The organism is Chitinophagales bacterium (assembly GCA_016787225.1).
GTDB lineage: Bacteria > Bacteroidota > Bacteroidia > Chitinophagales > JADJOU01 > CHPMRC01.
This window is the reverse complement of record JAEUUY010000021.1, coordinates 25,800-50,410: the sequence shown is the minus strand read 5'-3', so window position 1 is coordinate 50,410 and position 24,611 is coordinate 25,800. Positions and strand designations below refer to the sequence as shown.

The 24,611-nt window shown below is 34.2% G+C and carries 26 protein-coding genes and 10 tRNA genes; 26 read left to right on the top strand and 10 right to left on the bottom strand.

The genetic code is table 11. The features are described from left to right. Positions 1–9 precede the first annotated feature (9 nt). The 5 genes from JNL75_07350 (at position 10) to JNL75_07330 (ending at position 3,997) form a co-directional block, all read left to right on the top strand. Entirely contained in the window at positions 10–843 is an 834-nt protein-coding gene (locus tag JNL75_07350) for an elongation factor Ts (protein MBL7789622.1), read from the top strand. Between the two features lie 125 nt (positions 844–968). Beyond that, positions 969–1,514 (top strand): hypothetical protein, encoded by a 546-nt coding sequence (locus JNL75_07345; protein MBL7789621.1) that lies wholly within the window; start codon positions 969–971, stop codon positions 1,512–1,514. Between the two features lie 213 nt (positions 1,515–1,727). After that, the gene (locus tag JNL75_07340) at positions 1,728–3,293 is read left to right on the top strand and encodes a PglZ domain-containing protein (GenBank protein ID MBL7789620.1); all 1,566 of its coding nucleotides are present in this window, start codon (positions 1,728–1,730) and stop codon (positions 3,291–3,293) included. 6 nt (positions 3,294–3,299) lie between these two features. Next, a complete protein-coding gene (locus tag JNL75_07335; protein ID MBL7789619.1) occupies positions 3,300–3,665 on the top strand; it encodes a hypothetical protein in 366 nt (121 codons plus the stop codon). Next, a complete protein-coding gene (locus JNL75_07330) occupies positions 3,662–3,997 on the top strand; it encodes a hypothetical protein (GenBank protein MBL7789618.1) in 336 nt (111 codons plus the stop codon). Before JNL75_07335 ends, JNL75_07330 begins: the two co-directional genes overlap by 4 nt. Here the strand turns inward: JNL75_07330 and JNL75_07325 are convergent. Both JNL75_07325 and JNL75_07320 read right to left on the bottom strand, forming a co-directional pair. After that, entirely contained in the window at positions 3,994–4,761 is a 768-nt protein-coding gene (locus JNL75_07325; GenBank protein ID MBL7789617.1) for an MBL fold metallo-hydrolase, read from the bottom strand. The two genes, JNL75_07330 and JNL75_07325, sit on opposite strands and share 4 nt — an antisense overlap. Beyond that, complete coding sequence (locus JNL75_07320) at positions 4,751–5,050, bottom strand: hypothetical protein (protein ID MBL7789616.1); 300 nt, start codon at positions 5,048–5,050, stop codon at positions 4,751–4,753. The genes JNL75_07325 and JNL75_07320 overlap by 11 nt, the downstream gene beginning before the upstream one ends. Before the next feature lie 153 nt (positions 5,051–5,203). Between JNL75_07320 and JNL75_07315 the strand changes: the two genes are divergently transcribed. From JNL75_07315 to holA, 5 genes are all read left to right on the top strand, one after another. Further along, positions 5,204–5,953 (top strand): succinate dehydrogenase/fumarate reductase iron-sulfur subunit, encoded by a 750-nt coding sequence (locus tag JNL75_07315; GenBank protein MBL7789615.1) that lies wholly within the window; start codon positions 5,204–5,206, stop codon positions 5,951–5,953. Between the two features lie 39 nt (positions 5,954–5,992). Beyond that, entirely contained in the window at positions 5,993–6,757 is a 765-nt protein-coding gene (locus JNL75_07310; GenBank protein ID MBL7789614.1) for a DUF475 domain-containing protein, read from the top strand. Continuing rightward, positions 6,754–7,737, top strand: coding sequence for an acyl-CoA reductase (locus JNL75_07305; protein ID MBL7789613.1), 984 nt, complete (start codon positions 6,754–6,756; stop codon positions 7,735–7,737). The genes JNL75_07310 and JNL75_07305 overlap by 4 nt, the downstream gene beginning before the upstream one ends. Continuing rightward, positions 7,730–8,194: a shikimate kinase gene (locus JNL75_07300; GenBank protein MBL7789612.1), complete on the top strand. Its 465-nt coding sequence runs from the start codon at positions 7,730–7,732 to the stop codon at positions 8,192–8,194. The genes JNL75_07305 and JNL75_07300 overlap by 8 nt, the downstream gene beginning before the upstream one ends. Before the next feature lie 67 nt (positions 8,195–8,261). After that, on the top strand, positions 8,262–9,278 hold the full coding sequence (gene holA / locus JNL75_07295) for a DNA polymerase III subunit delta (GenBank protein MBL7789611.1): 1,017 nt from the start codon (positions 8,262–8,264) through the stop codon (positions 9,276–9,278). A 160-nt stretch (positions 9,279–9,438) separates the two neighbouring features. On the opposite strand, the gene JNL75_07290 is transcribed toward holA, so the two are convergent. Then, a complete protein-coding gene (locus JNL75_07290) occupies positions 9,439–10,254 on the bottom strand; it encodes a TonB family protein (GenBank protein ID MBL7789610.1) in 816 nt (271 codons plus the stop codon). 108 nt (positions 10,255–10,362) lie between these two features. Here JNL75_07290 and JNL75_07285 point away from each other — a divergent pair, with 108 nt between their 5' ends. Further along, a complete protein-coding gene (locus tag JNL75_07285; protein ID MBL7789609.1) occupies positions 10,363–11,682 on the top strand; it encodes a dihydroorotase in 1,320 nt (439 codons plus the stop codon). A 12-nt stretch (positions 11,683–11,694) separates the two neighbouring features. Then, on the top strand, positions 11,695–12,273 hold the full coding sequence (gene maf, locus JNL75_07280; protein ID MBL7789608.1) for a septum formation protein Maf: 579 nt from the start codon (positions 11,695–11,697) through the stop codon (positions 12,271–12,273). Positions 12,274–12,322: 49 nt separating this feature from the next. On the opposite strand, the gene JNL75_07275 is transcribed toward maf, so the two are convergent. The 7 genes from JNL75_07275 to JNL75_07245 all read right to left on the bottom strand — a co-directional run bounded on the left by JNL75_07275 (position 12,323) and on the right by JNL75_07245 (position 18,810). Next, entirely contained in the window at positions 12,323–13,009 is a 687-nt protein-coding gene (locus tag JNL75_07275) for a hypothetical protein (protein ID MBL7789607.1), read from the bottom strand. Further along, positions 13,006–14,421, bottom strand: a complete 1,416-nt coding sequence (locus JNL75_07270; protein ID MBL7789606.1) for a B12-binding domain-containing radical SAM protein — start codon at positions 14,419–14,421, stop codon at positions 13,006–13,008. The genes JNL75_07275 and JNL75_07270 overlap by 4 nt, the downstream gene beginning before the upstream one ends. A gap of 14 nt (positions 14,422–14,435) precedes the next feature. Continuing rightward, positions 14,436–15,062, bottom strand: coding sequence for a DUF1361 domain-containing protein (locus JNL75_07265; protein MBL7789605.1), 627 nt, complete (start codon positions 15,060–15,062; stop codon positions 14,436–14,438). 371 nt (positions 15,063–15,433) lie between these two features. Next, positions 15,434–16,972, bottom strand: a complete 1,539-nt coding sequence (locus JNL75_07260) for a DUF4173 domain-containing protein (GenBank protein MBL7789604.1) — start codon at positions 16,970–16,972, stop codon at positions 15,434–15,436. 19 nt (positions 16,973–16,991) lie between these two features. Then, a complete protein-coding gene (locus JNL75_07255; GenBank protein ID MBL7789603.1) occupies positions 16,992–17,504 on the bottom strand; it encodes a hypothetical protein in 513 nt (170 codons plus the stop codon). A 279-nt stretch (positions 17,505–17,783) separates the two neighbouring features. Then, positions 17,784–18,077 carry a transcriptional regulator gene (locus tag JNL75_07250; protein MBL7789602.1) on the bottom strand — a complete coding sequence of 98 codons (294 nt, stop codon included), beginning with the start codon at positions 18,075–18,077 and terminating at the stop codon, positions 17,784–17,786. Positions 18,078–18,180: 103 nt separating this feature from the next. Beyond that, a complete protein-coding gene (locus JNL75_07245) occupies positions 18,181–18,810 on the bottom strand; it encodes a hypothetical protein (protein MBL7789601.1) in 630 nt (209 codons plus the stop codon). Between the two features lie 92 nt (positions 18,811–18,902). On the opposite strand from JNL75_07245, the gene JNL75_07240 reads away from it, so the two are divergent. The 14 genes from JNL75_07240 (at position 18,903) to JNL75_07175 (ending at position 24,599) form a co-directional block, all read left to right on the top strand. Further along, positions 18,903–19,505, top strand: coding sequence for a hypothetical protein (locus JNL75_07240; protein ID MBL7789600.1), 603 nt, complete (start codon positions 18,903–18,905; stop codon positions 19,503–19,505). A gap of 529 nt (positions 19,506–20,034) precedes the next feature. Then, positions 20,035–20,313 (top strand): hypothetical protein, encoded by a 279-nt coding sequence (locus JNL75_07235; GenBank protein ID MBL7789599.1) that lies wholly within the window; start codon positions 20,035–20,037, stop codon positions 20,311–20,313. Continuing rightward, positions 20,299–20,371 (top strand) — tRNA-Lys (locus tag JNL75_07230). Before JNL75_07235 ends, JNL75_07230 begins: the two co-directional genes overlap by 15 nt. 9 nt (positions 20,372–20,380) lie before the next feature. Continuing rightward, positions 20,381–20,466: transfer RNA gene (locus JNL75_07225), tRNA-Ser, on the top strand. A gap of 8 nt (positions 20,467–20,474) precedes the next feature. Beyond that, positions 20,475–20,546: transfer RNA gene (locus JNL75_07220), tRNA-Pro, on the top strand. 81 nt (positions 20,547–20,627) lie between these two features. Then, a tRNA-Asn gene (locus JNL75_07215) sits at positions 20,628–20,702 on the top strand. 49 nt (positions 20,703–20,751) lie between these two features. Further along, positions 20,752–20,824 (top strand) — tRNA-Gln (locus JNL75_07210). Between the two features lie 5 nt (positions 20,825–20,829). After that, a tRNA-Asp gene (locus JNL75_07205) sits at positions 20,830–20,904 on the top strand. Positions 20,905–20,981: 77 nt separating this feature from the next. Next, positions 20,982–21,055 (top strand) — tRNA-Arg (locus JNL75_07200). A 2-nt stretch (positions 21,056–21,057) separates the two neighbouring features. After that, positions 21,058–21,128: transfer RNA gene (locus JNL75_07195), tRNA-His, on the top strand. 8 nt (positions 21,129–21,136) lie between these two features. After that, positions 21,137–21,208: transfer RNA gene (locus tag JNL75_07190), tRNA-Phe, on the top strand. A gap of 209 nt (positions 21,209–21,417) precedes the next feature. After that, positions 21,418–21,478: transfer RNA gene (locus tag JNL75_07185), tRNA-OTHER, on the top strand. A 388-nt stretch (positions 21,479–21,866) separates the two neighbouring features. Next, positions 21,867–22,970 carry a slipin family protein gene (locus tag JNL75_07180; GenBank protein ID MBL7789598.1) on the top strand — a complete coding sequence of 368 codons (1,104 nt, stop codon included), beginning with the start codon at positions 21,867–21,869 and terminating at the stop codon, positions 22,968–22,970. 213 nt (positions 22,971–23,183) lie between these two features. After that, a complete protein-coding gene (locus JNL75_07175) occupies positions 23,184–24,599 on the top strand; it encodes an RtcB family protein (protein ID MBL7789597.1) in 1,416 nt (471 codons plus the stop codon). The last annotated feature ends 12 nt before the right edge of the window (positions 24,600–24,611 follow it).

The window sequence follows — 24,611 nt, the reverse complement described above, 5'->3', positions numbered from 1 at the left end:
CAAATAAATATGAGTGCAATAAGCGCAGCTGATGTAAAAAAACTAAGAGACGTTACTGGAGCCGGAATGATGGACTGCAAAAAGGCTTTAGAAGAAGCAGGTGGCAATATGGATGCGGCTATCGATTATCTTCGAAAAAAAGGAGCTAAAGTAGCTGAACTCAGAGCAGGTAGAGATGCTAACGAGGGTTGTATTATTATAAAAACGACCGCAGACAATAGCTTCGGAGTTATGCTTCAAATGGGCTGTGAAACTGACTTCGTTTCAAAGAATGATGGATTCATAGAATTTACCAATTCAGTCGTAGATGTCGCTATCAGCGGAAAGATAACCACAACAGATGCACTATTAGCGGCAGACTTAGGTGGGGTGTCTGTACAAGAAAGAATAGCTGAAAAAGTAGGAGTTATAGGAGAAAATATATCTATACAGAATTTTGCTGCTATCGAAGGTCCACAAGTTTGCTTCTATAATCACAATAACCGCTCAGGAGCTATTATTGCCATGAGTAAAGCCAGTCCTGAAATTGCAGATTTAGGTAAATCTTTAGCTATGCAAATCACAGCTATGAAACCGGTAGCTGTAGACGAGTCTTCTGTTACAGAAGAACAAAAAGATAGAGAAAAAGCAATTGCTAGAGAAAAAGCAATTGAAGAAGGTAAACCAGAAAATATTTTAGATAAAATAGCAGAAGGTGCTCTTAATAAGTTTTATAAAGAATTTACGCTATTAAAACAGGAGTATATCAAAGATAGCAAGAAAACGATTGAGCAAGTAATCAAAGAAACAGACAAAGATGTAAAAGTTCTTGGCTTCTTCAGATCTGAGCTTGGAAGTAAGTAATTGATTTTCTTTTTAATATAAAAAAGTCTCTATATTTAGAGACTTTTTTTTGCTTGAGAATATTTTTTATCTTAATTAAGTTAAAAAATATTTATCTTAGCTACCTAAATCTTAAAAAAAATTGTATGAAAAAATCTATTTACATTCTTAGCTTATTAGCACTTATTATTAGTTGTGATAAATTGAAGGAGCTCGCTAAAGCAAATTTCAAATTTGATATAGATAACGTAATAATTACACTTCCATCAAGTGGGTCTACATTATCTTTTGCAACCCAAGATGCTTTTAAATTAAATCTCGATAGTTTAATTAATGCTCAAAGTGCTGATTTGAATAGCAGTAATATAAAAAAGTTTACATTAAATAGCATAGATCTTACCTTATTGAATCCAGATTCAACAAATAACTTTGCAAATTTTTCAACTCTCAATTTTAATTTGTTGACTGATAAAACTACAAGCCCTCAATTGATAGGAACTATTACGAATACTGACTCCTATGCTACAACATTAAATGTACCTGTAAATCAAACGGTAGATGTGAAAAAGATTTTAGCGGACGATAAACCTACTAATTTTTATTATGTTGTTAATGGAACACTAAGACGAGCTACTACAAAAGCGTTACAAATAAAGGTAAAAGCGAATTATACCGTAGAAGCGGGGCTATAATTTATTTTATACCGTTTGGAATTCTTTAATAGTCCAATTTTACGCTACGCTCCATTGGACTAAACACAATTCACTAAGGCATATACCACTCTAAACTTATAAAATTCATTGGACTTTTTTATAAGTAAGATTGGTATTACATACTAGAATCGTATATCCTGCGTTGATATTTCATTATCTTCGCAGGATATTTTTTATGTAAATCTCTAAATAATGGATAGAATCAAAATTTTATGGGCCGATGATGAAATAGATTTTCTAAAGTCTCATATTACCTATCTGGAGGATAGAGGGTATCAGGTGCATGCTGTGTCCAATGGTCAAGATGCCTTGGACCAAGTATTAGAAGAAAATTATGATGTAGTATTTTTAGATGAGTCTATGCCAGGCCTTTCCGGTCTTGAAACCTTACAAGAAATTAAGAAAATTAAAAATCATATTCCAATTGTACTAATTACTAAAAATGAAGAGGAAGACCTAATGGAAGAAGCGATAGGCTCGCAGATAGCGGATTACCTGATAAAACCCGTAAAACCTCAGCAAATAATCCTAACTCTAAAGAAACTCATTGACAATAAACGACTGGTAACTCAAAAAACCTCGCAAGCATATCAGCAGGAGTTTCAGAAGCTTTTTATGACCATACAATCTGTTTCTGATTATCATGAATGGGTAGAATTATATAAAAACCTCGTGTATTGGGAACTTGAGCTAGACAATGCCAAATCTGATGAAATGTTCCATATCATGGAAATGCAAAAGAAAGAAGCCAATGTAGAGTTCAATAAATTTGTAATAAAACACTATGCACAATGGATGAGTGCGCCAATGAGTGCTGATACCCCTACCCTATCTCATACCTTGTTTCGAAAAAAAGTCTATCCATTCATTCAGTCCGAAAAGCCCACTTTTTTTATTCTTATAGATAATCTGCGCTATGATCAGTGGAAAATGATTCAACCTTATTTTGATGAGTTGTTTGATAGAGTAGATGAAGATGCATTTTTTAGTATTCTACCTACAGCTACGCAATATAGCCGAAATGCTATTTTTTCAGGAATGACACCATTGGAAATATCCAAACAACTCCCACAATATTGGAAAAACGATGATGAAGAAGGGGGCAAAAATTTATTTGAAAAAGATTTGCTAGCGCATCAACTTTCTAAGAACTTTAAAAATCCTGTGAAGCATAGCTATTCCAAGGTGATACATATGGAAGATGGCAATCAATTGGTCAAAGATTTTAATAATCTCATGCACAATCAATTCAATGCAATTGTGTTTAATTTTGTAGATATGTTATCACATTCACGTACCGAAATGGATGTGATGAAAGAATTAGCCAAAGATGAAAAAGCTTTCCGTTCCTTGACTCTATCTTGGTTCGAACACTCCAGTTTACTATCCCTCATAAAAAAATTACAGACAAAAGATATCAATATTATTGTCACTACGGATCATGGCACGACTCAGGTTATGAAACCCTCTAAGTGCATTGGTGATCGATTGACTAGCTCGAATATTCGATATAAAGCAGGCAAGAATCTGCAATTTGTAGAGAAAGATGTCTATGCAGTGCGTAAACCAGAAGAAATTGGGCTACCTCAAGCCAATATGAGCACATCTTATATTTTTGCTAAGGAAGACGTATATCTTATATATCAAAACAATTACAATCAGTTTGTCAATTTCTTCAAAGACAGCTTTCAGCATGGCGGTATTTCACTTGAAGAAATGATAATACCAATAACAGCATATACAAACAAAAAACGTTAAGCTGCAGTGTTAAAAGATATCATAGCACAGAGTTTCCGCAATCTGAATAGCCCCGAAAGAATTGAATCGGAGGAGATAGATATAGTAATCAAAGAAATAAAAAATATCGCTAAGAAGCTATTTTTTGATGGTAAAATCAATGAGCTAAAGGACTATATATTTGATAATCCTAATCCCAATTCTAATAATATTCATGCCGTTTTTTGCCAGCATTTAACGATGATTCACGAACAGGATTTATTTTTACAAGATATTAAAAATCAAATTCGAATTAAGCTTGATAGTCAAGGACTAAATAAAGATTTAGATGGTCTATTAGCAGTCTTAGATTATAGTCATTTAAAGGGTTTTCTTTCTATGTTTAAACTATGATTCTAATCACCCCTCGTTTCTTAAAATTTTTCGCTGGTAAATATGTGAGTGCTATGGCACTTTGGCCTTTTATATTAGTGAAAAATATAGAAACAAAGGAAAGCAAAGTGACGATTCATCATGAAAAAATTCATATTCGACAACAAATTGAAATGTTGGTTCTGCCATTCTATATTGCTTATCTAGGTTTCTATTTCTATTATCGCCTCAAAGGATTCAATCATTTTACATCCTATATGAATATTCCTTTTGAAAAAGAAGCCTATTATGAAGAATCTAATTTCGAATACTTATTGAAAAGAAAATTTTGGGCATGGCGATTTTTTGTCTAAAATATTACCTGTAAACCATCATAGGCTAAAAATACATTCTCTGGTAATTCCAATTCAACTTCATCATGTTTACCCATATGGTGACTGAGGTGAATAAAATAGGTCTGCTTAGGTTTCAAAATTGAAACAATTTCTAAGGATTCTTCCAATGTAAAATGACTTGGATGATGATATTTTCTCAATGAATTGAGAACTAAAACATCTAAATTTTTTAGTTTATCCAGCTCCGTATCTTCTATAGCATTGGCATCAGTAATATAGGCTAAATTTCCTATGCGATAACCTAGGCAAGGCATGCTACCGTGCATTACCTTAATTGGTTGTATAAGGATATCTTGATATTGAAATAGAGCATTATCTATTTCAGTATAGTCAACTTTAGGGATTGAGGTATAATCGGTCTCCATAAAGGCATAGTAAAACTGCTTTTTCAAACTATCCCAGGTAAAAGAATTAGCATACAAGTCCACCTTCGTTTCATAAAGAAAATTCAGTGCTCTTATCTCATCAAAACCCGCAATATGGTCGCGATGAGGATGAGTCAGCAATATGGCATCAATCTTGGAAACATGATTCATGAGCATTTGGGTACGAAAGTCTGGACCAATATCGATGAGAAAATTGAAGTTTTGATAATGAATTAAAGCACTAGTTCGTAAACGTTTATCCTTGAAATTCTCACTATGACAAACCTCACATGGACATCCGACCATAGGAATTCCGACGGAGGTACCTGTTCCTAAAAAAAGAATTTTATTCTCCATCGAGAAAAGGAATCAGATTTTCTTCCATTTTTACAGGAAATAATTTCTCCCAAATCTTGTAAGAAGCCTCTGTTAAGCCTTGGCCTCCATGAAAGTCGATAGTTTGCATTATATCCAGTAGTTTTTGAAACTTGACATCTTCTGTAAAGTATTTATTGATAATAACTATCTTTTTATCCTTTAAGAGACAATAACCTGAATTGAAATTTCCCTTTTCATAACGGAGTGTATATCCAGCCTCTTTTATAAGTAATTCTAGCTTTTTTAAATTTCCTGTCGAAAAATTCATTATGTAAAAGTAGCAAAAAAATGCTAAGAAAACCTTCTACTTTTCCACATTTACTAAAGCAAAATTAGATAAAAATTAAGAGTATTTATGATTACAATGATAGGAAATTTCTTGTACATTTGTACAAAATTCAAATATCCACTCATGTCAGGAATGAACCTAAAATTGAAAATTTGGAGACAAGCAGATAAGAATGCTAAAGGCGAAATGAAAGATTACTCAATATCTGGAATAGAGCCCGATATGTCTTTTCTTGAAATGATGGATGTTCTCAATGAAAAATTAATCAATGAAGGACATGAGCCAGTGGCATTTGACCACGACTGTAGAGAGGGAATTTGTGGTATGTGCAGCTTGCATATCAATGGTCGCCCTCATGGTCCGGATGATAGAGTTACCACCTGTCAGCTTCATATGAGAAAGTTTAAAGACGGTGATACTATATACATCGAACCATGGAGAGCCAAAGCTTTTCCTGTAGTAAAAGACCTCGTGGTAGATAGAAGTGCATTTGATAGAATTATTCAAGCTGGTGGATACGTGAATGTCAATACTAGTGGTAGAACTATAGATGCGAATGCTATTCCTATCCCTAAGAAAGATGCTGATCTTTCTTTTGAAGCGGCTATGTGCATAGGTTGTGGAGCATGTGTAGCGGCATGTAAGAATGCCTCTGCTATGTTATTTACTTCTGCTAAAATATCGCAACTAGATTTATTGCCGCAGGGTAAGGTAGAATCAGGCGAGCGAGCGCTCAAAATGATAGCCCAAATGGATGCCGAAGGCTTTGGAAATTGTACCAATACAGGCGCATGTGAAGCAGAATGTCCCAAAGGCATATCACTTAGCAATATAGCTCGTATGAATCGTATTTATGCTGGTGCAGCTATTGCTGAAGCGTAATCTAATTAAATCATTTTATAGTCTCACAGAGAATCAACTATGTTCGTAGACGAGTTCAATCAAATATTAGCACAACCTATACCAGCATTGATGGTGGTATTAAATCTCATCGTTATAGAAAGCCTCTTATCTCTAGATAATGCTACCGTATTAGCAATCATGGTAAGACCTCTTCGCGAGGACCAACGAGATAAGGCTCTTAAATATGGAATTATTGGAGCTTATGTATTTAGAGGCTTGGCCTTAGTTTTTGCATCCTTTATCATTAAAATATGGTGGCTAAAGCCTCTAGGTGGTCTTTATCTTTTATATATGGTTTTCGATTGGTGGAAAGGGAAACAAGATAAATATGAAGATGAAGTGCACGAGGTTGAGAAAAGCGCATTTCATCATTTTTTGGAGAAATATCTAGGCGTTTTCTGGACGACCGTGCTTATGGTAGAACTCATGGACATCGCCTTTTCTATCGATAATGTATTTGCTGCGGTAGCATTTACACCCAATATTCTTTTGGTCATAGTTGGAGTATTCATAGGTATATTATCTATGCGTTTTGTCGCTCAGTATTTCAATAAAATGATAAACCATTTCCCATTTCTAGAGACCTCTGCTTTTATTGTTATTTTTATTTTAGGTCTTAAACTCACGTTTTCTATTTACGAACATTTTTATAAGGACAGCGCACTCACGAAAGCTATGACAAGTCATACTGCCGAGACCGTATTATCTTTACTTACGGTTTTAATCTTCGTGGTGCCTATTATTACTTCCAAATTGTTTAATTTTCCGATGCGAGGTAAATGAATACCAAAATTCAACATCTGGTGGCACTCGGCACCGAATTGAAGAAATTATCGATTGACCAAGATTTTCTATGGAGTGTAGAATCTCAAAACCCTTGGTTTATTCCGGACTTCACGAAATTGAGTTTAGAGAGTATCACCAATAATTTTCTACAAACAGATAAACTGGATGCTTGGCTAGGGCATTATGCGGTTAAAGAAAAAGGTTCGTTGGGTATTATTCTTGCGGGTAATATACCTATTGTAGGATTTCACGATATACTCTGTAGTTATTTTTGTTCGGAAAAAATAGAAATCAAATTATCATCTAAAGACTTAAAACTTACCCCTCACATTTTAAAGTTATGGACAGATATAGACCCTCTCTGGAAAGAACGATTATCTATAGTAGATCGGTTAGGTAGTTGCGAAAAAATAATAGCTACAGGCTCAAATTCTGCCTACAACTATTTCGAACAATATTTCGGTAAATATAAAAATATACTCCGTAGAAATCGTACTTCGGTAGCTATTGTGCCTAAGGATATATCAAATGAAGAACTCAATTTTTTAATTGATGATATTTTCATTTATTTCGGTCTTGGATGTAGAAATGTATCCAAGTTGTGGATTGAAAAAGGTTTTGAATTATCCAGAATTTTTGAGGCGAGCGAGCGCTATAATAGCTTTTTTAATCATGTAAAATACATGAATAACTATGATTATCAGCGTACCCTACTATTGCTCAACAAGGTGCCGCATTTAAGCAATAATTTTCTAATGCTCAAAGAGGATAAGAGCCTCTTCTCACCTATTTCGGTATTGAATTATGAAAGCTTCGAAGATATAAAAGAAGTAAAGTCTTTATTAGCAGCTAATCAGCAAGATATTCAGTGCATAGTCGGACGTGATTTTGTCCCATTCGGCCAGACTCAGCAACCTGCATTATCAGACTATGCTGATGGCGTCGATACTATGAATTTCCTCCTAAGCAATGAATAGACCAATTTTCATCATAGGGTTTATGGGTGCTGGCAAGACTACACTAGCTAAAGAATTGGCGAAAATATACAAGGTAGACCATAGGGATAGTGATGAGGAAATTGCAAGGAATGAAGGAATTTCAATTCAAGATATTTTTCATACCTATGGCGAAAGTTATTTTAGAAATCTAGAAAAAAACTGGCTAGAAACAATAGATAAAGTTCCCGCTGTAATTAGTTGCGGTGGTGGCATGCCATGTTTTCATGACAACATTTTGAAAATGAAGCGTATTGGGGAGGTAATTTACCTTAATGTATCGAATGAGGAGTTAATTAATAGGGTAAAAATGGATAATTCTAGACCATTATTAATTGATAAAAGTGTAGATGACATTATTGAGTTAAAAAAACGAAGAGAAAAACTATACTATAGCATGTCTGATAGAATTATTTATTCACTTGAAGATCTGATTTAGTGTTTTCAATAACTCATAAAATTGTTTTAACAACAAAACATTCTTTCATCCTAAATTTGCTTCATCAATGGCAGCACTCGAAGATTTAGTTAAAAGTTTTAAGAAAAAAGAAATTAAAGGCACCTATATATTTTATGGGGAAGAGCCTTTTTTTATCGATTACTTAGCTGAATTACTCATTGAAAATGCGCTTGAAGAAAGTGAGCGGAGCTTTTGCCAAAACATTTTCTATGGTCGCGATGTGCAGATGGGTTCATTGCGAGACCTCTGCATGACCACTCCCATGTCATTTACAGCCAATCCACGACAGCTCGTGGTGGTGCGCGAGGCACAAGATTGTGCTAAGAAAATGGATATATTATATAAATATCTAGAAAAACCCATCGAATCGACCATACTAGTTTTAGTATTTAAAAATACGAAAACGCTTGACAAAAAAATGCCTACCAAACAAGCCACGGTTTTCAAATCGGAGCTGTTGAAAGAAAAAGATATGCCTAAGTGGATACAGAGCGAATTTAAAGCTGCTGGTTATACTATTCAGGCAGATGCTGTGCAGACTATAATAGAATACTCTGGTACTAATCTCGAACGTATTCATAATGAAGTTCAGAAACTTATCATCTCCCATAATCCTGAAAAACCAATAACATCCCAGGATATTCAGCAGAGTTTTGGCATTATGAAAGACTATGCCATTTATGATTTCACCACCGCTGTTGGCGAAAAAAATGCTAAAAATGTTTTCAAGATATTAGACTATTATGTCAAGAATGAAAAGACATGGCCTTTTGAACTGCTCGTTGGAATTCTTTTTCCATTTTTCAAAACACTATATCAGATCAAACTTAGCCAGCGAGTAAAAATGAGTGTGCAGGATTTGGCAGCAGAAATTGGTATATCTTCGAATGCAATATGGCAATTAGATAAGCAACAAAAATTTGCAGGTAAATATACTATAGCTCAGCTTGAAAATGCATTGACTACCCTTGCGGAATATGATATGCGCAGAAAGGGTATGACTGGATCTACCTTGACTTACAGGGAAATTTTATTTGAAATGGTGCTGAAGATAATTAGTTAGTTGTTTTTATTCCCAATTGGTTTATAAAACACAATCACAGGTTAAAACTCGGTAAAAAGGTTATGACTATTACCAAGTAGGTCTATTTTTTTATAAGTAAAAAATGGGAAGAAGCCTTTCAACTCCTTCCCACAACCTAAAACATAAAACCTAGAAAAAATTAATCTGGGATGGTAAAATTCACAGGGAGTTCTACATTCACTTTTACTTTATGCCCATTATTGCTACCTGCTTTCCATCTAGGCATTGCATTGATAGCCTTCAAGACTTGTTGATTAAAAGATTCTCTATCCTTAACTTTCAAATGAATATTTGATATGCTCCCATCTTCGTTCACCACAAATCCTACTACAACCTTGCCAGAAGTGATACCTAAGTCTTTCTCAAATGCAGGGAATTCGCAGCGGCTACCCATATATTTACCTAAATCTCCTGGAAATTCTGGATCATCAGTTACAATATCATAAATCGTATTTGGATCAAAGTCACTTGTTCCAAGATTAGAACCTGCTACGACAGGGTCAGGGCTGGGTTGTCCTATAACACTTCCAGTATGATCAGTAACATCAGACTGTAAGTCGCTATCTATTATATCTTTCATTGTTTTATCATCCGTTGCTGGAGGATTATCGACTATGGTAGGAGCTACATTCATAATCGTAGAAATATCTTGCTGGGCTTGAGGTAGGTCTATTTTGGGTTTATCTATCACTACGTTTGTCATTTCGGTAGGATCATAAATTCTACCATCGATTGGCGGATCCGTATTTACTATAATATAATTGCCTATCCATCTTTCATAGGACTGTGCTATTATTATAATACTTAACACCGAACCAAAAAACAAAATCAATGCCCTCCTTAGTCTATGCTCATAAGCTTGACGAAGCTCATAAGCTCCATAATTTTTATTTTTACCTCTGAATAGGAGATCATCTAGACTCCCGTATTGCGCAATTTGCATGGTTGTGGTCATATTATATGGATTTAAATTCAAACTTATAACGGAAAACACTTTTTAAAAAGTATCCAATTTTGTTGCAAGAAATTTCTATATTTTTACAAAAAAGAAAATAATCACTTTATGAACTATATTCTCAGAAATGTAACTCTAGTAAATGAATACAAAAAAACACAAGGCGATATAGTTATCAAAAACGGACGTATTGAAAAAATTGATAGCCATATAACTATACCCTATACCGCAACAGAAGTCAATGCCGAAGGATTATTATTATTGCCCGGTGTTATAGATGATCAAGTGCATTTCCGTGAACCAGGATTGACGCATAAGGCTAATATAGAAACAGAATCGAGAGCAGCAGTGCTAGGTGGTGTAACCTCTTATATGGAAATGCCCAATACTAATCCTGCTACCTTGACTAAGGAAAAATTAGAAGAAAAATTCGCTATAGCTTCTAAAACCTCTTATGCGAATCATTCCTTCTTCTTCGGAGCAAGTAATGATAATATTGAAGATATAAAGCGATTGAATCCATTGGATGCCTGCGGAGTCAAGATTTTTATGGGTAGCTCTACAGGCAACATGCTCGTAGATGATGAAAAAGCACTCTCTGATATTTTTGAATTTTCGCCGACTATTATTGCCACACATTGTGAAGATGAAGCCATGGTGGTAGCTAATAAAGAAAAATATAAGAACGAGCATCATGCAGCTTTTCATCCCATAATTCGGGATAGAGAGGCATGTATAGCCTCTTCTAAAAAGGCGATAGAACTTGCGAAAAGGTATAATTCCAGATTACATATTCTGCATATTTCCACCAAGGAAGAGGTGGAGCTTTTTGAAAAAATACCAATGAAGGACAAAAGGATAACCGCTGAGGCTTGTGTACATCATTTATGGTTTTCGGATAGTGATTATGAAAAATATGGGAATCAAATCGTGTGCAATCCTGCTATCAAATCAGCCGAAGACCGAGAAGAAGTCTGGAATGGATTGATTAATGGCAATATCGATGTCATAGCAACTGATCATGCACCTCACACGTGGGAAGAGAAATCTGGAGTCTATCCCAACTGTCCATCGGGTGTTCCTCTCATTCAGCATACTCTCCTCATGATGCTAGAACAAGTAGGTCATGGTAAAATGAGTATCGAAATGATGGTAGATAAGATGAGTCATAAAGTAGCTGAACTCTTTGACATAAAGGATAGAGGTTATATTCGAGAAGGCTATTTTGCGGATTTAGTATTGGTGAACCCAAACAAGAACTATACCGTAACTAAGGATAATATTGCTTATAAATGTGGCTGGAGTCCCTTCGAAGGTTATAGTTTTTCAAATAGTATTGATTATACGTTTGTGAATGGCATCTTGATGCAAAAATTTGGAGAAATACAAAATGACATAAGAGGAAAGCGGTTGGAATTTAACAGATAATTAATTATTGAATTGAGACATAAGAAAATCATATTAGGTTCGGGGTCTCCTCGCAGAAAAGAACTATTGGCTGCTATATGGCATGGAGAAATAGAAGTAATCAAATCGGATATTGAAGAGATATATCCAAACGATATTGCTCTGGAGAAAATCCCTATTTATCTTGCGAAATTAAAAGGCGATGATTTAAAATCTAAAGTAAATCTCAAGGAACATATTCTCATCACAGCCGATACCATAGTTCTATGTGAAGGCAAGGTGCTAGGGAAACCGCATGATATAATGGAAGCTAAATTAATGCTACAATTTCTCTCAGGGAAAGTTCACCAAGTGCATACAGGTATCGCTATCTATGATAACAATGAATGTAGGGAAATAGAAGAAAAAACAGATGTCCATTTTGGAAAGTTGAATGAAGGAGATATTGATTTCTATCTCGAAAACTACCAACCTCTTGATAAGGCAGGCTCTTATGGCATACAAGAATTTATAGGCATGATAGGTATTGAAAAAATAGTTGGCTGCTATTATAATGTCATGGGGTTGCCAACTAGTAGAGTGTGGGGGGAGTTAGGAGTAATTTTGGATTAACTTTGCTATATTATACACGTTAAGGAAGAAATTTAACGAATCTTAAAGTCTAATCTTTGTAAAACCTCCTATTGCCTAACATAAACACCATTCCGCAAATTATCAAAACAACCCCTATAGCAAAGTCCATATAGGAATAATCCAAAGGGATAAAGTCTTGCGAATGCTCGATAACTAGAATGTCAAATGGTTTGTTACTACTTCGAGGAAGCATCCTCACAAAGTCTCCCATGAATGTCCATAAGACAACCACGCAGCCTAGTCCCATCAGAATACTAGAAACTAACTTACCTTGAATAATTTCATTGCTATCATCTCGATATAAAAGAAACCAACCAAGTATAATCATTAATATCGAAATAATACAAGGCGCTATGACTGGGCCATACCATGGTAATGGAATAAGAAAGAGAATATCCCATTCAAATAAACTGGCCGGCCATTGGATAAAGACATAAAGAAATATATAATAGAAGATATCCCAGATACCAAAGCCAATAAGAAACCATGCAAAGCGTGTAGAAAAATTACGCCCTGCGATATAACCTACCGTCCATAGCATAATAATAGTAGCGGCTTCTCTAGCTAGCTCTGTAGCAATGACAATAGGCTTCATACCTACTAATGGAAAATGAAAGCCATCAGGGTATAATAGCTCTCGAAGATAAATAACAACAGCTGATTCGAGCATAGCCATAGAGATAAAGAAAACGATGAGGTGAAGGGATTTTTTCATGATAATTGGATTGATGGGTTATTTAGTATTTCATTAGTGTCCGCGTTTTCTTGATACTTACTTTGCGTTTTCACTTTAGACAAGATAGATTCAAGTAATGGTAGCATATTATTTAAGCTTTGAGTCTTGATAATTATATTCCATAATGGCTCAAACTTTTTCCAACCTCCACTATAAAATAAATGTTTCAATTTATGCTTGACAGAATCATGATGCAAACTAGCCTTCAAAATATTCTCCCAAGAATAAAATTCGTTATATGCCCAATCATACCCATTTTTTAATTCCTCTGCTGTTAAGAAATTTGTCTTATATACTACATGACGCGTATCATATAAATCCCAATTCCTAGTTAGAATGCGACTTTCCACTTCCATTTTCTTAAATAGTCTAGTGCCAGGATATGGAGTTTGTATATGGTAGGTAGATGTGGTAATAGCATTTTTTACACCCCAGTCCACCGTGCGCTTAAATACATCCTTATCATCATCATCCATACCAAAAACAAAGCTGCCGTTAATCATCACTCCGAGAGAATGTAGCCTATTAACAGCTTTTACATAGTCTTTTTCCATATTTTGTTTTTTATTACTTTGCTTTAAATTCTGCGGAGAAAAAGTTTCAAAACCGACAAACAAACTTCGCAACCCAGAATTGGCAGCCTTTTCTATTAAATTGCCATGTAAAATAGAATCAATAGTAGCCGCAGCTTGAAATACCCTATTCATTCCTTTCATGCCTTCAAAAAGCTCTGTTGCAAATTTTCCATTTCCCAGCAAATGATCATCCAAAAAGTAAAGATGCTTACCAGGCAATCTGTCAATTTCGGCAAGTGCCTTATCTACCTGTAGTGTATAGAAAGATTTTCCTCCTTCAAAAAAAGCATCTTTATAGCAAAAATCGCAATGATGCGGGCACCCCCGTGTCACTACAATAGAATTAGGGACTAAATATAAATTTCTTTTTATTAAATCACGACGAATAGGTGGTGCATGTTCTAAAGTTCTTTTTTTAGATTGATATAATTTTTTAGGACATCCGTTTTTAAAATCTCGAAGAAACTCCGGAAAGGTTTCTTCCCCTGGTCCTATGAAAATAGAATCTGCATGCGGCGATGCTTCATCAGGAAGGGATGTTACATGAAGCCCGCCTAGTATTACATAAGACCCTTTAGCTCTATAATCATCCGCTATTTTATAAGCACGATAAGCATTGGTAATATAGACTTGTATGACGACCAGATCTGGTTGATCATTTAGATTTAATACTTCAACATGCTGATCTTGAATTTCAACCTCATCATCAGGACTTAGATAAGCAGCTAAAGTAGCTAAACCAAGAGGAGGAAAAAGTGAGTACTTAATTGGTCTCCAAAAGGGACTTTCTGCTTCCGCTAAAGCGGGTAATATCATTTTTACCTTCATTTTTAGCTATTTTTTTGTAGTGAAATATTTCTAAACACATACCAAAACAAAAACTGTATAGCCCCATAGATTAAGGTAAAACCGTAAGCTGCGGGATAATTCATAGGATGGATAAGTTTATGTCCACAATCTAGAATGACAGCCATAGGATGGATAATGGCATCCCAGCTATTCCAGCGCAATTCCCGTCCCATATATACTCCAAACCCAGAAACGAAGGCAAGGAATATGAAGCTTGGAAGTATCCAGCGACTGGAAACTAGTTTGGATAAAATCTTCTCTAACTGAATTAAACTCATGGTAGAATAGATGAGTCCCATGACGCTATAACTAAATAGTATGACGACATCAAACCAAAAAGGCACTATTGCGCGAGGCTTGAGGTGTATTAAGTCTGTCACAAGGTAAATAGCATTTGGTAGAAATAAGACACAAATTGCCATTAGACCATAAAACTTTAATTTATCTTGAATATTGACCCTAGTCAATTTACTAGAAGTAATATAGGGAATCCAAGCCAAGAAAAGATTCCATATTAGGAATATGAGTTTAATGTTTTGCGCATAGAGCATACGAGCTAGAACGAGTGAAATACAAAAGAGGGCGAGGAGATTGAGTTTATTCTTCATATGTTATTATTTTTACTAGTTTAAAAAATTACTTGATGCTTAAATTGATTTCATACTAAATGAATGTGAAAGCATTCAGCAAAGAGAAATCCTGATATGAAATATAAAGGGATCATACATATAAAAGAGAATATAGCATATAAGATCTCATGCACACAGTTTTCATTTCTTGTTTTGAGGAAACTATAAAGAATAGTACAATGTGCTAGAATACCCATGATAGAAAAACCTAAAAGAAGTATCGACATAAGTTGCATATAATCATTTCCAGCCATACTAATTCTGAATATTATAAATCCGATCATAGTCAAGGGTAAGCAAAGCGTGGCTAAATATAAATACCACTTATTTATTGAATATTTCATAATGAGTTATTTCATTAAGTTATTATTTACTTTGGATTTGGTTATGCAAAAAGATTGCCACTCTTGGTTCCACATATCTCCATCAAATTTCTTCACTTTATTTATAAATAATTCTCTAGGGGTATTATGAAAATCATAGCTATAGATAGCACTCGTTCGTTCGTCATGCGTGCTATCTAAATAATTATTATACTCTAATTTATCTTTAAAGAAATGTTTCTGCAATAGTGGCAATCCAGTATGATCTAGAGATAATAAATAAGCATAATCAATATGATTATCTTTATTATATCTCAAATTGTTATCTGTAATAATATAATCCCAGTCAATACAACCTAACAAAACTAAAACTACATAAGCAATCCATGTATTTTCGCGAAAAAGAAAAAAGTTTGTCTTGTTCATATGTATTTTATAGAATGTTAAACATAGACCTAGCGCAGCTAAGAATAGAAATGTAAAAACACCTAGCCGCTTATAGGTAAGCCCGAATTGATCGACATATTGAATACTTTTGTAAAGACATAACATAGCTAGTACAAAGTTTTGTACCACCCACATATAAGCCACAATTTTTATGTACTTCGCATTCTCTACAAAATTTAAGCGAGAACTAAAAAAATACATAATCAGCGCTATAGCTAAAAAGATAGAAAATACAAGTGCATTGACACTTTGATGCAAAAAGCTAGTGTAGCTAAGCCCTTTTGGAAGTATTTGCTCTATAAATAGATAGCGAATATCAATGCTATTATTGAGACCTATGACTACATTTAGAAGTAGGAATACTGCAACAGCTACATAGATTTCACTCCTTATACTAAGGAAACCAAAAAATGATGAATGACTATAGTTTTCAGATTTTGTAAGATTATCGGATATAGTTTCATCCATCATTATCAACTTGTCGATAGCACGTGGCTTTATGATACCCATACTTATGAAAAATGAATACATAAGAAAAAGTGCAAATCCAACGGATACAAAATTTAAATTAAAATGAGATACGTAATCAGCTAGGATAGGATTAGACATAGAGTATATACCGAAAAATATAGCAGCTATAATGATTGGAATTATTGTAAGTAGAATATATTTTACAACTTTACCATAGCCACTCAATGAGAAAAATTGAAATGTAATTACATAAATAAACATTTTCAAAGGCAAAACTAGATAGGAGTAAATACCATTCAAGAATGCAATGAGCAAGGATGATTTGATTGAAGCTGCCAAGCTTATCAATATGATAATTGAAACTTTATTCATCATTACATGATACCATGATCCATAATAGAAACTTGTAAATCCTGTAATGACAGTGCCTAGAGCAACGGTAGCAAATTTCAAATTCCTGGTTAATGACTTATCTCTGAATAGAAATATTCCTATCACGACTAGACTAAATATAAAATAATTTATGCCATAGTCTTGATGGTAAAATAAATAAGAGTAAATAATAGCTAATGATACTACGATGATATCATCTGCATAATTCTGTTTTACATTGTTTTCTTCTTCTGGCATAGAAATAGTGTTGTACATTGTTTATAAATTTATTGGGTTAGAAAAATTTGAGAATTCTTGCTTCTTCTTGCTCTTCTTGTTCTAGCAAGACAATTCTGCGGTGAATCATGATAAGCGGTATCATGCTCACTACGCCGAAACTACAATCTATCAATTGCCACCAAAAAGGAATACCGCGTATGGCACCCATAGTGAAGGCTAAAGGAAAAATTAATAAACTCACAAGCATCGCCCATTCGATAACCCATATATTCTTCACAGGATCTACCCACACACCATAGAAGCTGAGGGCTATGACATAATGAGCAAAGGCAAGCCAGTCATATCCATATAGGAGAAATTGGGGTGAAGCTTTAATTTGTAAATGTACATGATGAATCCAACCATGAATGGTGTGCCAAGATAATGGCACTACCTCATTTAACCATGCGATGCCCTCAGGTACTATCATTGCCGTAGCTCCACTAATGATTAAAGCTATGACATATACTGCTATCAATGCTTTAATTTCAAACCTATTTGTGAACGATTGTTTTTTTTCTTTTTTCATTGTTTTAATTTTAAATTTTTAATATAAAGTACTTTGTATTTCAAAGTTTATTTTCAAAAATAAAACCCCGAAGGGTTGTTGCCACGAATTCACGAATTTTATCTAAATCTCTATATACATTATCATCAGAGAGTTGCAGAGTAGGCTAAATAAAATATTTTTATACTTAAACTTTGTCTCTTTATCTCTCTCCAAAATATTATCATTTATTACTTTACAATCATTTTCAAATTTTCAAATTGTTGCATTTTCAAATTGATTCATCTTCACATTTTCACATCAACCTTTTATCAAATCCTCCAGCGCTTTCAAGTGAAATAAAAACTCTTTAGTACCTGTTTTAGTCGCCTTGTAGGTTGTTTTCGTCTTTTTGCCTACAAACTCTTTCGTCACCTCGATATAACCTATCTTCTCCAATGCCGCAGCATGACTGGCAAGATTGCCATCAGTCACTTCTAGAATATCTTTCAAGGTCAAAAAATCCATACTATCATTGACCATAAGACTCGACATGATTCCTAAGCGGATTCGATTCTCAAAGTTCTTATTCAAATTTTCTATGGGATTCTTCACTTTTTAATGTTGAATTTTTAATTCTTAATTTTAAATAGTTGGTCTGATCTGTTTATTATCCTCTTATTATTCAAAATTTAAAATTCTTAATTACTAATTAATGTTATCCATGTTTCTTATACATATACCATCCATAGACAATATGCAATATTCCAAATCCAATCACCCAAAATATAATTCCATATCCGATAAAATACATCGATATCAAGCCAAGAATGATTTCAGAAATTCCTAGGTAGCGAACTTCTTCCAATGTATATTTAGAACCATTCAATAAGGCCAGACCATAAAAGATCAAAGTACACGGACCTATTAAGGCGAAAAGTCCATATTTCAGTAATAGTAAACAAAACAAACCGCCTGTAGCTAATGGAATAGCTAAATTTACCAATAATCTCCAAGTAGTGTGATGCCATACTTGTAACCCTTTTCGTTTAGCCTTGCGTGTAGTAAAAAATATTCCACATCCTATAGAGAGTATTAAAATAGTGCCAGCTATTAATATACCATATATGACCGTGTTCCAATCTAGAATTATCAGTCGAGTATGATTCGAAGTCAAAATATCAACGCCCAATTCATTGAGACAATAGTAGTAAAACACTCCAGCCCCAGTCAAAGCAAAAAAACCTGCAAATACTCCTGATAATCCACTTAGCGATATAAATCTCGAAGACTTTTCCATGATATCTCGTATATCGGTCAATTGTTTCAAATGCTCATTCTGTGTCATATTTTTAATTTTTTAAAGTGCTTTGCAATGCAAAGTTAATGTATTATTTTTAATTGTCAAGAGTTTTTTTTGAAAAAAATTATTTTTATCATGTGAATTTAGATATCATTATTAACACAATCAATAGCTTATCATCACTTTTAGACTTTGCCTTTTTTGCAATACCCATTTATTTTGTGCTTTCAAAATGGAATAAATTTTATAAAGCTAGTTTTTTAAGTCTTCAATTTATAAGATGGGCATTGATTGTAATCGCCAGTATTAATCTAATTTTTTGGTTGAAAGAATTTGCACACTATTGGTTCAATGGTATAGATCAGTATGCTCTTTATGACGAGCAAGTCGCATTTTACAATCGTGCCTTAGGGGAATACTGGTATCTCTATTGGATTATGCAGATTGGCAATACCATTTTTCCTCTCCTACTTTTAATAAACTATTTTGGGAAAAGATATTTTTGGGTTTTTGCTTTTTTATTCTTTTTCAAATTTGGAATATTTATGGAACGTTCTATAATAATACTGACTTCTTTTCACAGGGATTTTCTTCAGTCTAATTGGACTTATAATCATTTTGAACTTGAATTAATCTGGATATTTAAAGCCATAATTTTTACAATGAACCTTCTACTGATTGCAATATTTATTAATTATGTTAATCAGAAATTTAGGTTAAACAAAAAAAATCTGCATTGAAATTCCATGCTTAATTCAAATTACTATATCTTTGCTTTTCAATAAATAAAGACCTCGTGACTCTGAATAAAAGTTTTAGATTCCCCACAAATCGCCAAAGTGAAAGCATAGCTTCGCATAAGGACGGATATCTATTTCTATTTAGAGTTAGAATAAAGGTGTAATTTCAAACTCAATTTCATAATACAAATAGATAAGCGTCCACCAAAATCGGACGCTTTTTTATTGCCAATAATTAAAATAAATGTTAAAAATTAAAATGCAAAACCAAAAATAAATGGATAATAACCTTGAAACAAAAAAATAAGATTGAAAGTTAAACTAGCGTTTTTCAATCTGTTATCTAAAATGCAGAACTATTCCGCGAATAGAATGGATGAGTCTATGCCATATTTTTATCACAATTAATTGATTTTCTTCTATTTATAAAATTTTTTCTCTTGACAATTCAAAAAATAGTTTCATATTTGCACTCGAATTTTTTAAAAAGTAAAAAGATAAAATAAACACCAATAAAATAATCCAAGTCATGAATCTAATATTTAACCCTAGTACTAACTCTCATATGAGCTATCGCTTAGAGCAGGATGTGCTATGGGCTAGAAATATGAGTAGAGGAAAACCGCACGATGTCTTTTGGACTAAAACTTACTTCTTGAAGAAAGTAAATTATATAAAGAAAGACACCTCCGATAAGGTGTCTTTTTTTTGTCCAATATCAAATAATAGCAAAGTCAAAACGAAAACAAAACTCGCTGCGGAGAGGAGTAATCCGACTCCTCTCTTTATAAAATCTTCTATAGCTTAAAAGGTAGAGCATCCCACTTTTAATGGGAAGGTTGATGGTTCAAACCCATCTAGAAGAACAAAAGGAAGGAAGATTGACAGAGAGGATTATTGTGCATCACTGCTAACGATGTGAGTTCAAAAAGCTCCGTAGGTTCGAATCCTACATCTTCCGCATGAAGCCCAGAAAGATAACGGAGGTTGTTTAGATGCTTTGGGAGCATAAGGTCGCAGGTTCGAATCCTGCTTTCTGGACATATAGGTAAATAGAATAATGAGAATCCATTGGTCTCCAAAACCAAAAATGATTGTTCAAATCCATCTTTACCTGCAAATGGAAATATAGCTCAGAGGAAGAGCGATAGATTGTTAATCTATTGGTCGGTGGTTCGAGTCCATCTGTTTCCGCCAAATAGATCTGACTGAAATCAGGGAAGAAAAATGTATAGAAATTTGATCTTGTCTTGTAATGCAATTGGTTAGCATACTAGATTTTGACTCTAGAAATATTGGTTCGAATCCAGTCAAGATAACAAATGGTCTATTGGGGAAGAGGTTATCCTATCTGACTGTCTATCAGGTGTCGTCGGTTCGAATCCGTCATAGACCGCCATGCCTCGTTAGAATATAGGTAGTTCATTCGGTTTTCTACCGAAAGAAAAGGGTTCGAGTCCCTTACGAAGTGCAAAAGGAAATGTAGTTCAATTGGATAGAATAACAATCTTCTAAATTGTTTGGTGATGGTTCGAATCCATCCATTTCCACTGTGAAGCTAGCTTAAAAGGAAAAGCACCAGACAGTGAATCTGGAAGATAGAGTTCGAATCTCTGCTTCACCCATGAAAAGGAATAGTAGTGTACGGGTGTGCATGCTAGTTTGAAAAGCTAGAGGTAAAAGTTCAACTCTTTTCTATTCCACAAAGTGTTCTTTGGCATAGTTATTTTACAAAAAACACTCAAGATATCAAACAAGTCTTGTTGGGTGATTTCTATATCACTATTGTAGTCATTTTGCAGAGATGTATGATCTAAGACTATTCAACTTGATTTGAAGGGTTCGTCTTTGTCCCAAAACAAAGATACCACGCTGTGAGTCATGGGTTCGAATCCCATCTAGGTCTTGCGCTTAGTAGTTCAGTAGGTAAGAACAATAGCATCAAATGTCGCGGGTTCGAATCCCGTCAATTTCCTTATTAGGAAGTTGTAGTTCAGTGGTAGAACGCTACGCTCTTAACGTAGTAAAATCAGGTTCAAAAAACCTAAAGGAAGAGCCGCTTACTCTATAAATCAAGCACCTTCTTGGGCATTCAATGGGTTTTGTCAGTCTATAGTGTGGATGAATTGTAGTGACTTAATAGTTAGTTTAACTGACTTGTAAATGCTACTACATTTCATTCGCTTTATTGACAATCGTGAATTGGTTTAGCAAAATTAGCTTAAGTAGTCCACATTTGAGTAAGCGATTATTTTACAATTTCTAATTCAAATTCAAGATTACCACTACTATTTTTCCACCCATCATGATGATAAAACTTCATTGAATTCCCTTTTTTTTTCACTCATTAAATTTAATTATATGTTACACTTTACACAAGTTAAGGCTTATGAAGTAGCCTTACAATTTAAAAACAACCGATTAGTCAATGTATTGACAGAAGGTAAATATTGGAATTTCGGATTCAATATGGAGACATACATTTACAACACCTTAGATTTTGCATTTACTCCCACCTTACCGATTTTAATTATGATAGAAAATTTGAGCTTAAAAAGTTTATTAAACATTTTTGAAGTCAAAGAAAATGAAATCATGGTGGTGAAAATCAATGGGAATATTTTTAAGGTTTATAAAACTGGTATCTATGCTTTCTGGAAAATCAATAATAAAGCAGAATTTATCATTTTAAACACTTCTGATACTAATCCGATTAAGTTATTAGATAGAGCCACCTTGGAAAATCCTCAATTGAATTATTTCATCAGAAAAAAAACAATCGAAAATTATCAAATAGGACTATTATATGTTGATGGCAAATTGACGACTAATTTAGAATCTGGAACCTATTACTGGTTTATGAATCCTACATCTATTGAAGTCAAATCTATCGATACCAGATTTATACCATTAGATATCGTAGGACAGGAAGTCTTATCTAAAGATAAGGCTACCTTGAGAATCAACTTTTATGCACGATACAGGGTGAATGATCCTGTTAAAGCAGTATCCAATTCGAAAGAATTTGAGAAGCAAATTTATGCTACTGCTCAAATTGTTTTGCGGGAAGCTATTAGTAATTTGACAATAGATGAATTAATGGTTCAAAAAACTACCATAGGAAACGATATTTTATCTGAATTACAAACTCGTACCGAAAAATTCTCCATTGAGTTTAGTGAAGCTGCTATTCGTGACGTCATCTTACCTGGTGAGATGCGTGAAATTATGAACCAGGTTTTGATAGCTGAGAAAAAGGCTCAAGCCAACATCATCATGCGAAGAGAAGAAACCGCTTCAGTACGAAGTATGTTGAATACCGCTAAGTTGATGGAAGAAAATCCTACCTTATGGAAATTGAAAGAGATGGAATATGTCGAAAAAATTGCAGACAAAGTAGGAGAAATTACCATCTCTGGTAAGGATAATGTCTTAAATCAATTGCGCGAAATATTTGTAAAGTAATACCATAAGCGTATTAGTAATAGTCCAATGTCGCATGGCTCATTGCACTAAACAAATACAGCTACGGCATTTACCATAGCAAGGTTTTAAAATGGATTGGACCATTTTAAAACCGCTATTGGTATAACAATGTCTACAGAACACGTGCTGACTAGATGCCAAAAAATAATCATGGTATCTAGTCAGTTTTATTTATTTTTAGATATTACACACATGAAAAAATTAACAGGTCAAGACTTAATTGATCTTGGATTTAAAGAAGGAAAAGAGATTGGTATAGCCTTGGCGATTATCGAGTCAAATTTTTTAGATATCAAATCTAAAACGCTAATCGTCATATTGAAAAGAATTTTGAACAAGCCCATTAATTTCATGAAAGATGAGATTTGGAATCCACTTGCGCAGGCATTGCTTTCTCAGGAAAAAGAAAATAATCCGAATTGTATCGCTCTGAATGAAATTTCCAAAAGCTATCCAGTCTATGGTGCAAATTATATCGAAGACGGTGCTCTAAAGCAGATGGATATTGCTATGCGACTTCCGATTGCAGTAGGTGGAGCATTAATGCCTGATGCACATCAGGGTTATGGACTACCCATAGGAGGTGTATTAGCCACGAGAAATGCTATCATTCCTTATGGTGTAGGTGTAGATATTGGTTGCAGAATGGCACTTTCCATTTATGACATATCAGAAGGATTTTTTCAAAGCAATTTATCTCAATTCAAAAGAGAACTAATAGCAAATACTCAATTTGGTGCTGGTGCTGGTTTTGTTTCAAAATTTAGATCTGAACATAAAATACTTGATTCAAAAATCTTTGAAGAGTTAGATTTTGTGAAAAGTTTAAAAGATAAGGCATGGTCTCAATTAGGTAGTTCTGGAGGAGGCAACCATTTTGTGGAATTTGGTATTATAGAATTTGAACACGATGATTTAGATATTCATAAAGGAAAATATTTAGCTCTATTAACGCACTCGGGTTCCAGAGGAACAGGTGCTATGATTGCAAATCATTATACTAAACTAGCTCGAGAAGTTTGTAAGCTCCCTGATGAAGCGAAACATCTTGCCTATTTTGATTTGGATTCAGATTTAGGAAAAGAATATTGGCTAGCGATGAATTTTGCTGGAGACTATGCTTCTGCCTGTCATGAAGTGATTCATGAAAAAATAGCCAAAGCGATAGGCGCAAATGTTTTAGCAATGGTTGAAAATCATCATAATTTTGCATGGAAAGAAATCTGGAATAGCGAAAAAGTGATAGTTCACAGAAAAGGAGCTACTCCTGCAGGTAAAGGTACTCTTGGAATTATTCCTGGATCTATGACTGCACCTGGCTTTTTAGTGAGAGGGAAAGGTGAAACAAACTCCATCAACTCAGCCTCGCACGGAGCAGGTAGACAAATGAGTCGTACTAAAGCTAAACAAGCATTTACAAAAAAAGACATGAAACAGGTTTTAGGTAAACATGACATCATATTGATAGGAGGAGGATTGGACGAAGCTCCAATGGCTTATAAAGATATTTTTCAGGTGATGAAAGCACAAGAAGAACTTGTAGATATCGTAGCAAAATTCACTCCAAAAATGGTTCGTATGGCAGAAGATGGCAGTAGGGAGGACTAGAGATAGTCCTCT

Excerpts from the sequence above, each read along its gene's own strand:
- JNL75_07350 (MBL7789622.1), top strand. The coding sequence starts at position 10 with ATGAGTGCAATAAGCGCAGCTGATGTAAAAAAACTAAGAGACGTTACT.
- JNL75_07345 (MBL7789621.1), top strand. The coding sequence starts at position 969 with ATGAAAAAATCTATTTACATTCTTAGCTTATTAGCACTTATTATTAGT.
- JNL75_07340 (MBL7789620.1), top strand. The coding sequence starts at position 1,728 with ATGGATAGAATCAAAATTTTATGGGCCGATGATGAAATAGATTTTCTA.
- JNL75_07330 (MBL7789618.1), top strand. The coding sequence starts at position 3,662 with ATGATTCTAATCACCCCTCGTTTCTTAAAATTTTTCGCTGGTAAATAT.
- JNL75_07325 (MBL7789617.1), bottom strand. The coding sequence starts at position 4,761 with ATGGAGAATAAAATTCTTTTTTTAGGAACAGGTACCTCCGTCGGAATT.
- JNL75_07320 (MBL7789616.1), bottom strand. The coding sequence starts at position 5,050 with ATGAATTTTTCGACAGGAAATTTAAAAAAGCTAGAATTACTTATAAAA.
- JNL75_07315 (MBL7789615.1), top strand. The coding sequence starts at position 5,204 with ATGAACCTAAAATTGAAAATTTGGAGACAAGCAGATAAGAATGCTAAA.
- JNL75_07310 (MBL7789614.1), top strand. The coding sequence starts at position 5,993 with ATGTTCGTAGACGAGTTCAATCAAATATTAGCACAACCTATACCAGCA.
- JNL75_07305 (MBL7789613.1), top strand. The coding sequence starts at position 6,754 with ATGAATACCAAAATTCAACATCTGGTGGCACTCGGCACCGAATTGAAG.
- JNL75_07300 (MBL7789612.1), top strand. The coding sequence starts at position 7,730 with ATGAATAGACCAATTTTCATCATAGGGTTTATGGGTGCTGGCAAGACT.
- holA (MBL7789611.1), top strand. The coding sequence starts at position 8,262 with ATGGCAGCACTCGAAGATTTAGTTAAAAGTTTTAAGAAAAAAGAAATT.
- JNL75_07290 (MBL7789610.1), bottom strand. The coding sequence starts at position 10,254 with ATGACCACAACCATGCAAATTGCGCAATACGGGAGTCTAGATGATCTC.
- JNL75_07285 (MBL7789609.1), top strand. The coding sequence starts at position 10,363 with ATGAACTATATTCTCAGAAATGTAACTCTAGTAAATGAATACAAAAAA.
- JNL75_07275 (MBL7789607.1), bottom strand. The coding sequence starts at position 13,009 with ATGAAAAAATCCCTTCACCTCATCGTTTTCTTTATCTCTATGGCTATG.
- JNL75_07270 (MBL7789606.1), bottom strand. The coding sequence starts at position 14,421 with ATGATATTACCCGCTTTAGCGGAAGCAGAAAGTCCCTTTTGGAGACCA.
- JNL75_07265 (MBL7789605.1), bottom strand. The coding sequence starts at position 15,062 with ATGAAGAATAAACTCAATCTCCTCGCCCTCTTTTGTATTTCACTCGTT.
- JNL75_07260 (MBL7789604.1), bottom strand. The coding sequence starts at position 16,972 with ATGTACAACACTATTTCTATGCCAGAAGAAGAAAACAATGTAAAACAG.
- JNL75_07255 (MBL7789603.1), bottom strand. The coding sequence starts at position 17,504 with ATGAAAAAAGAAAAAAAACAATCGTTCACAAATAGGTTTGAAATTAAA.
- JNL75_07245 (MBL7789601.1), bottom strand. The coding sequence starts at position 18,810 with ATGACACAGAATGAGCATTTGAAACAATTGACCGATATACGAGATATC.
- JNL75_07235 (MBL7789599.1), top strand. The coding sequence starts at position 20,035 with ATGAATCTAATATTTAACCCTAGTACTAACTCTCATATGAGCTATCGC.
- JNL75_07180 (MBL7789598.1), top strand. The coding sequence starts at position 21,867 with ATGTTACACTTTACACAAGTTAAGGCTTATGAAGTAGCCTTACAATTT.
- JNL75_07175 (MBL7789597.1), top strand. The coding sequence starts at position 23,184 with ATGAAAAAATTAACAGGTCAAGACTTAATTGATCTTGGATTTAAAGAA.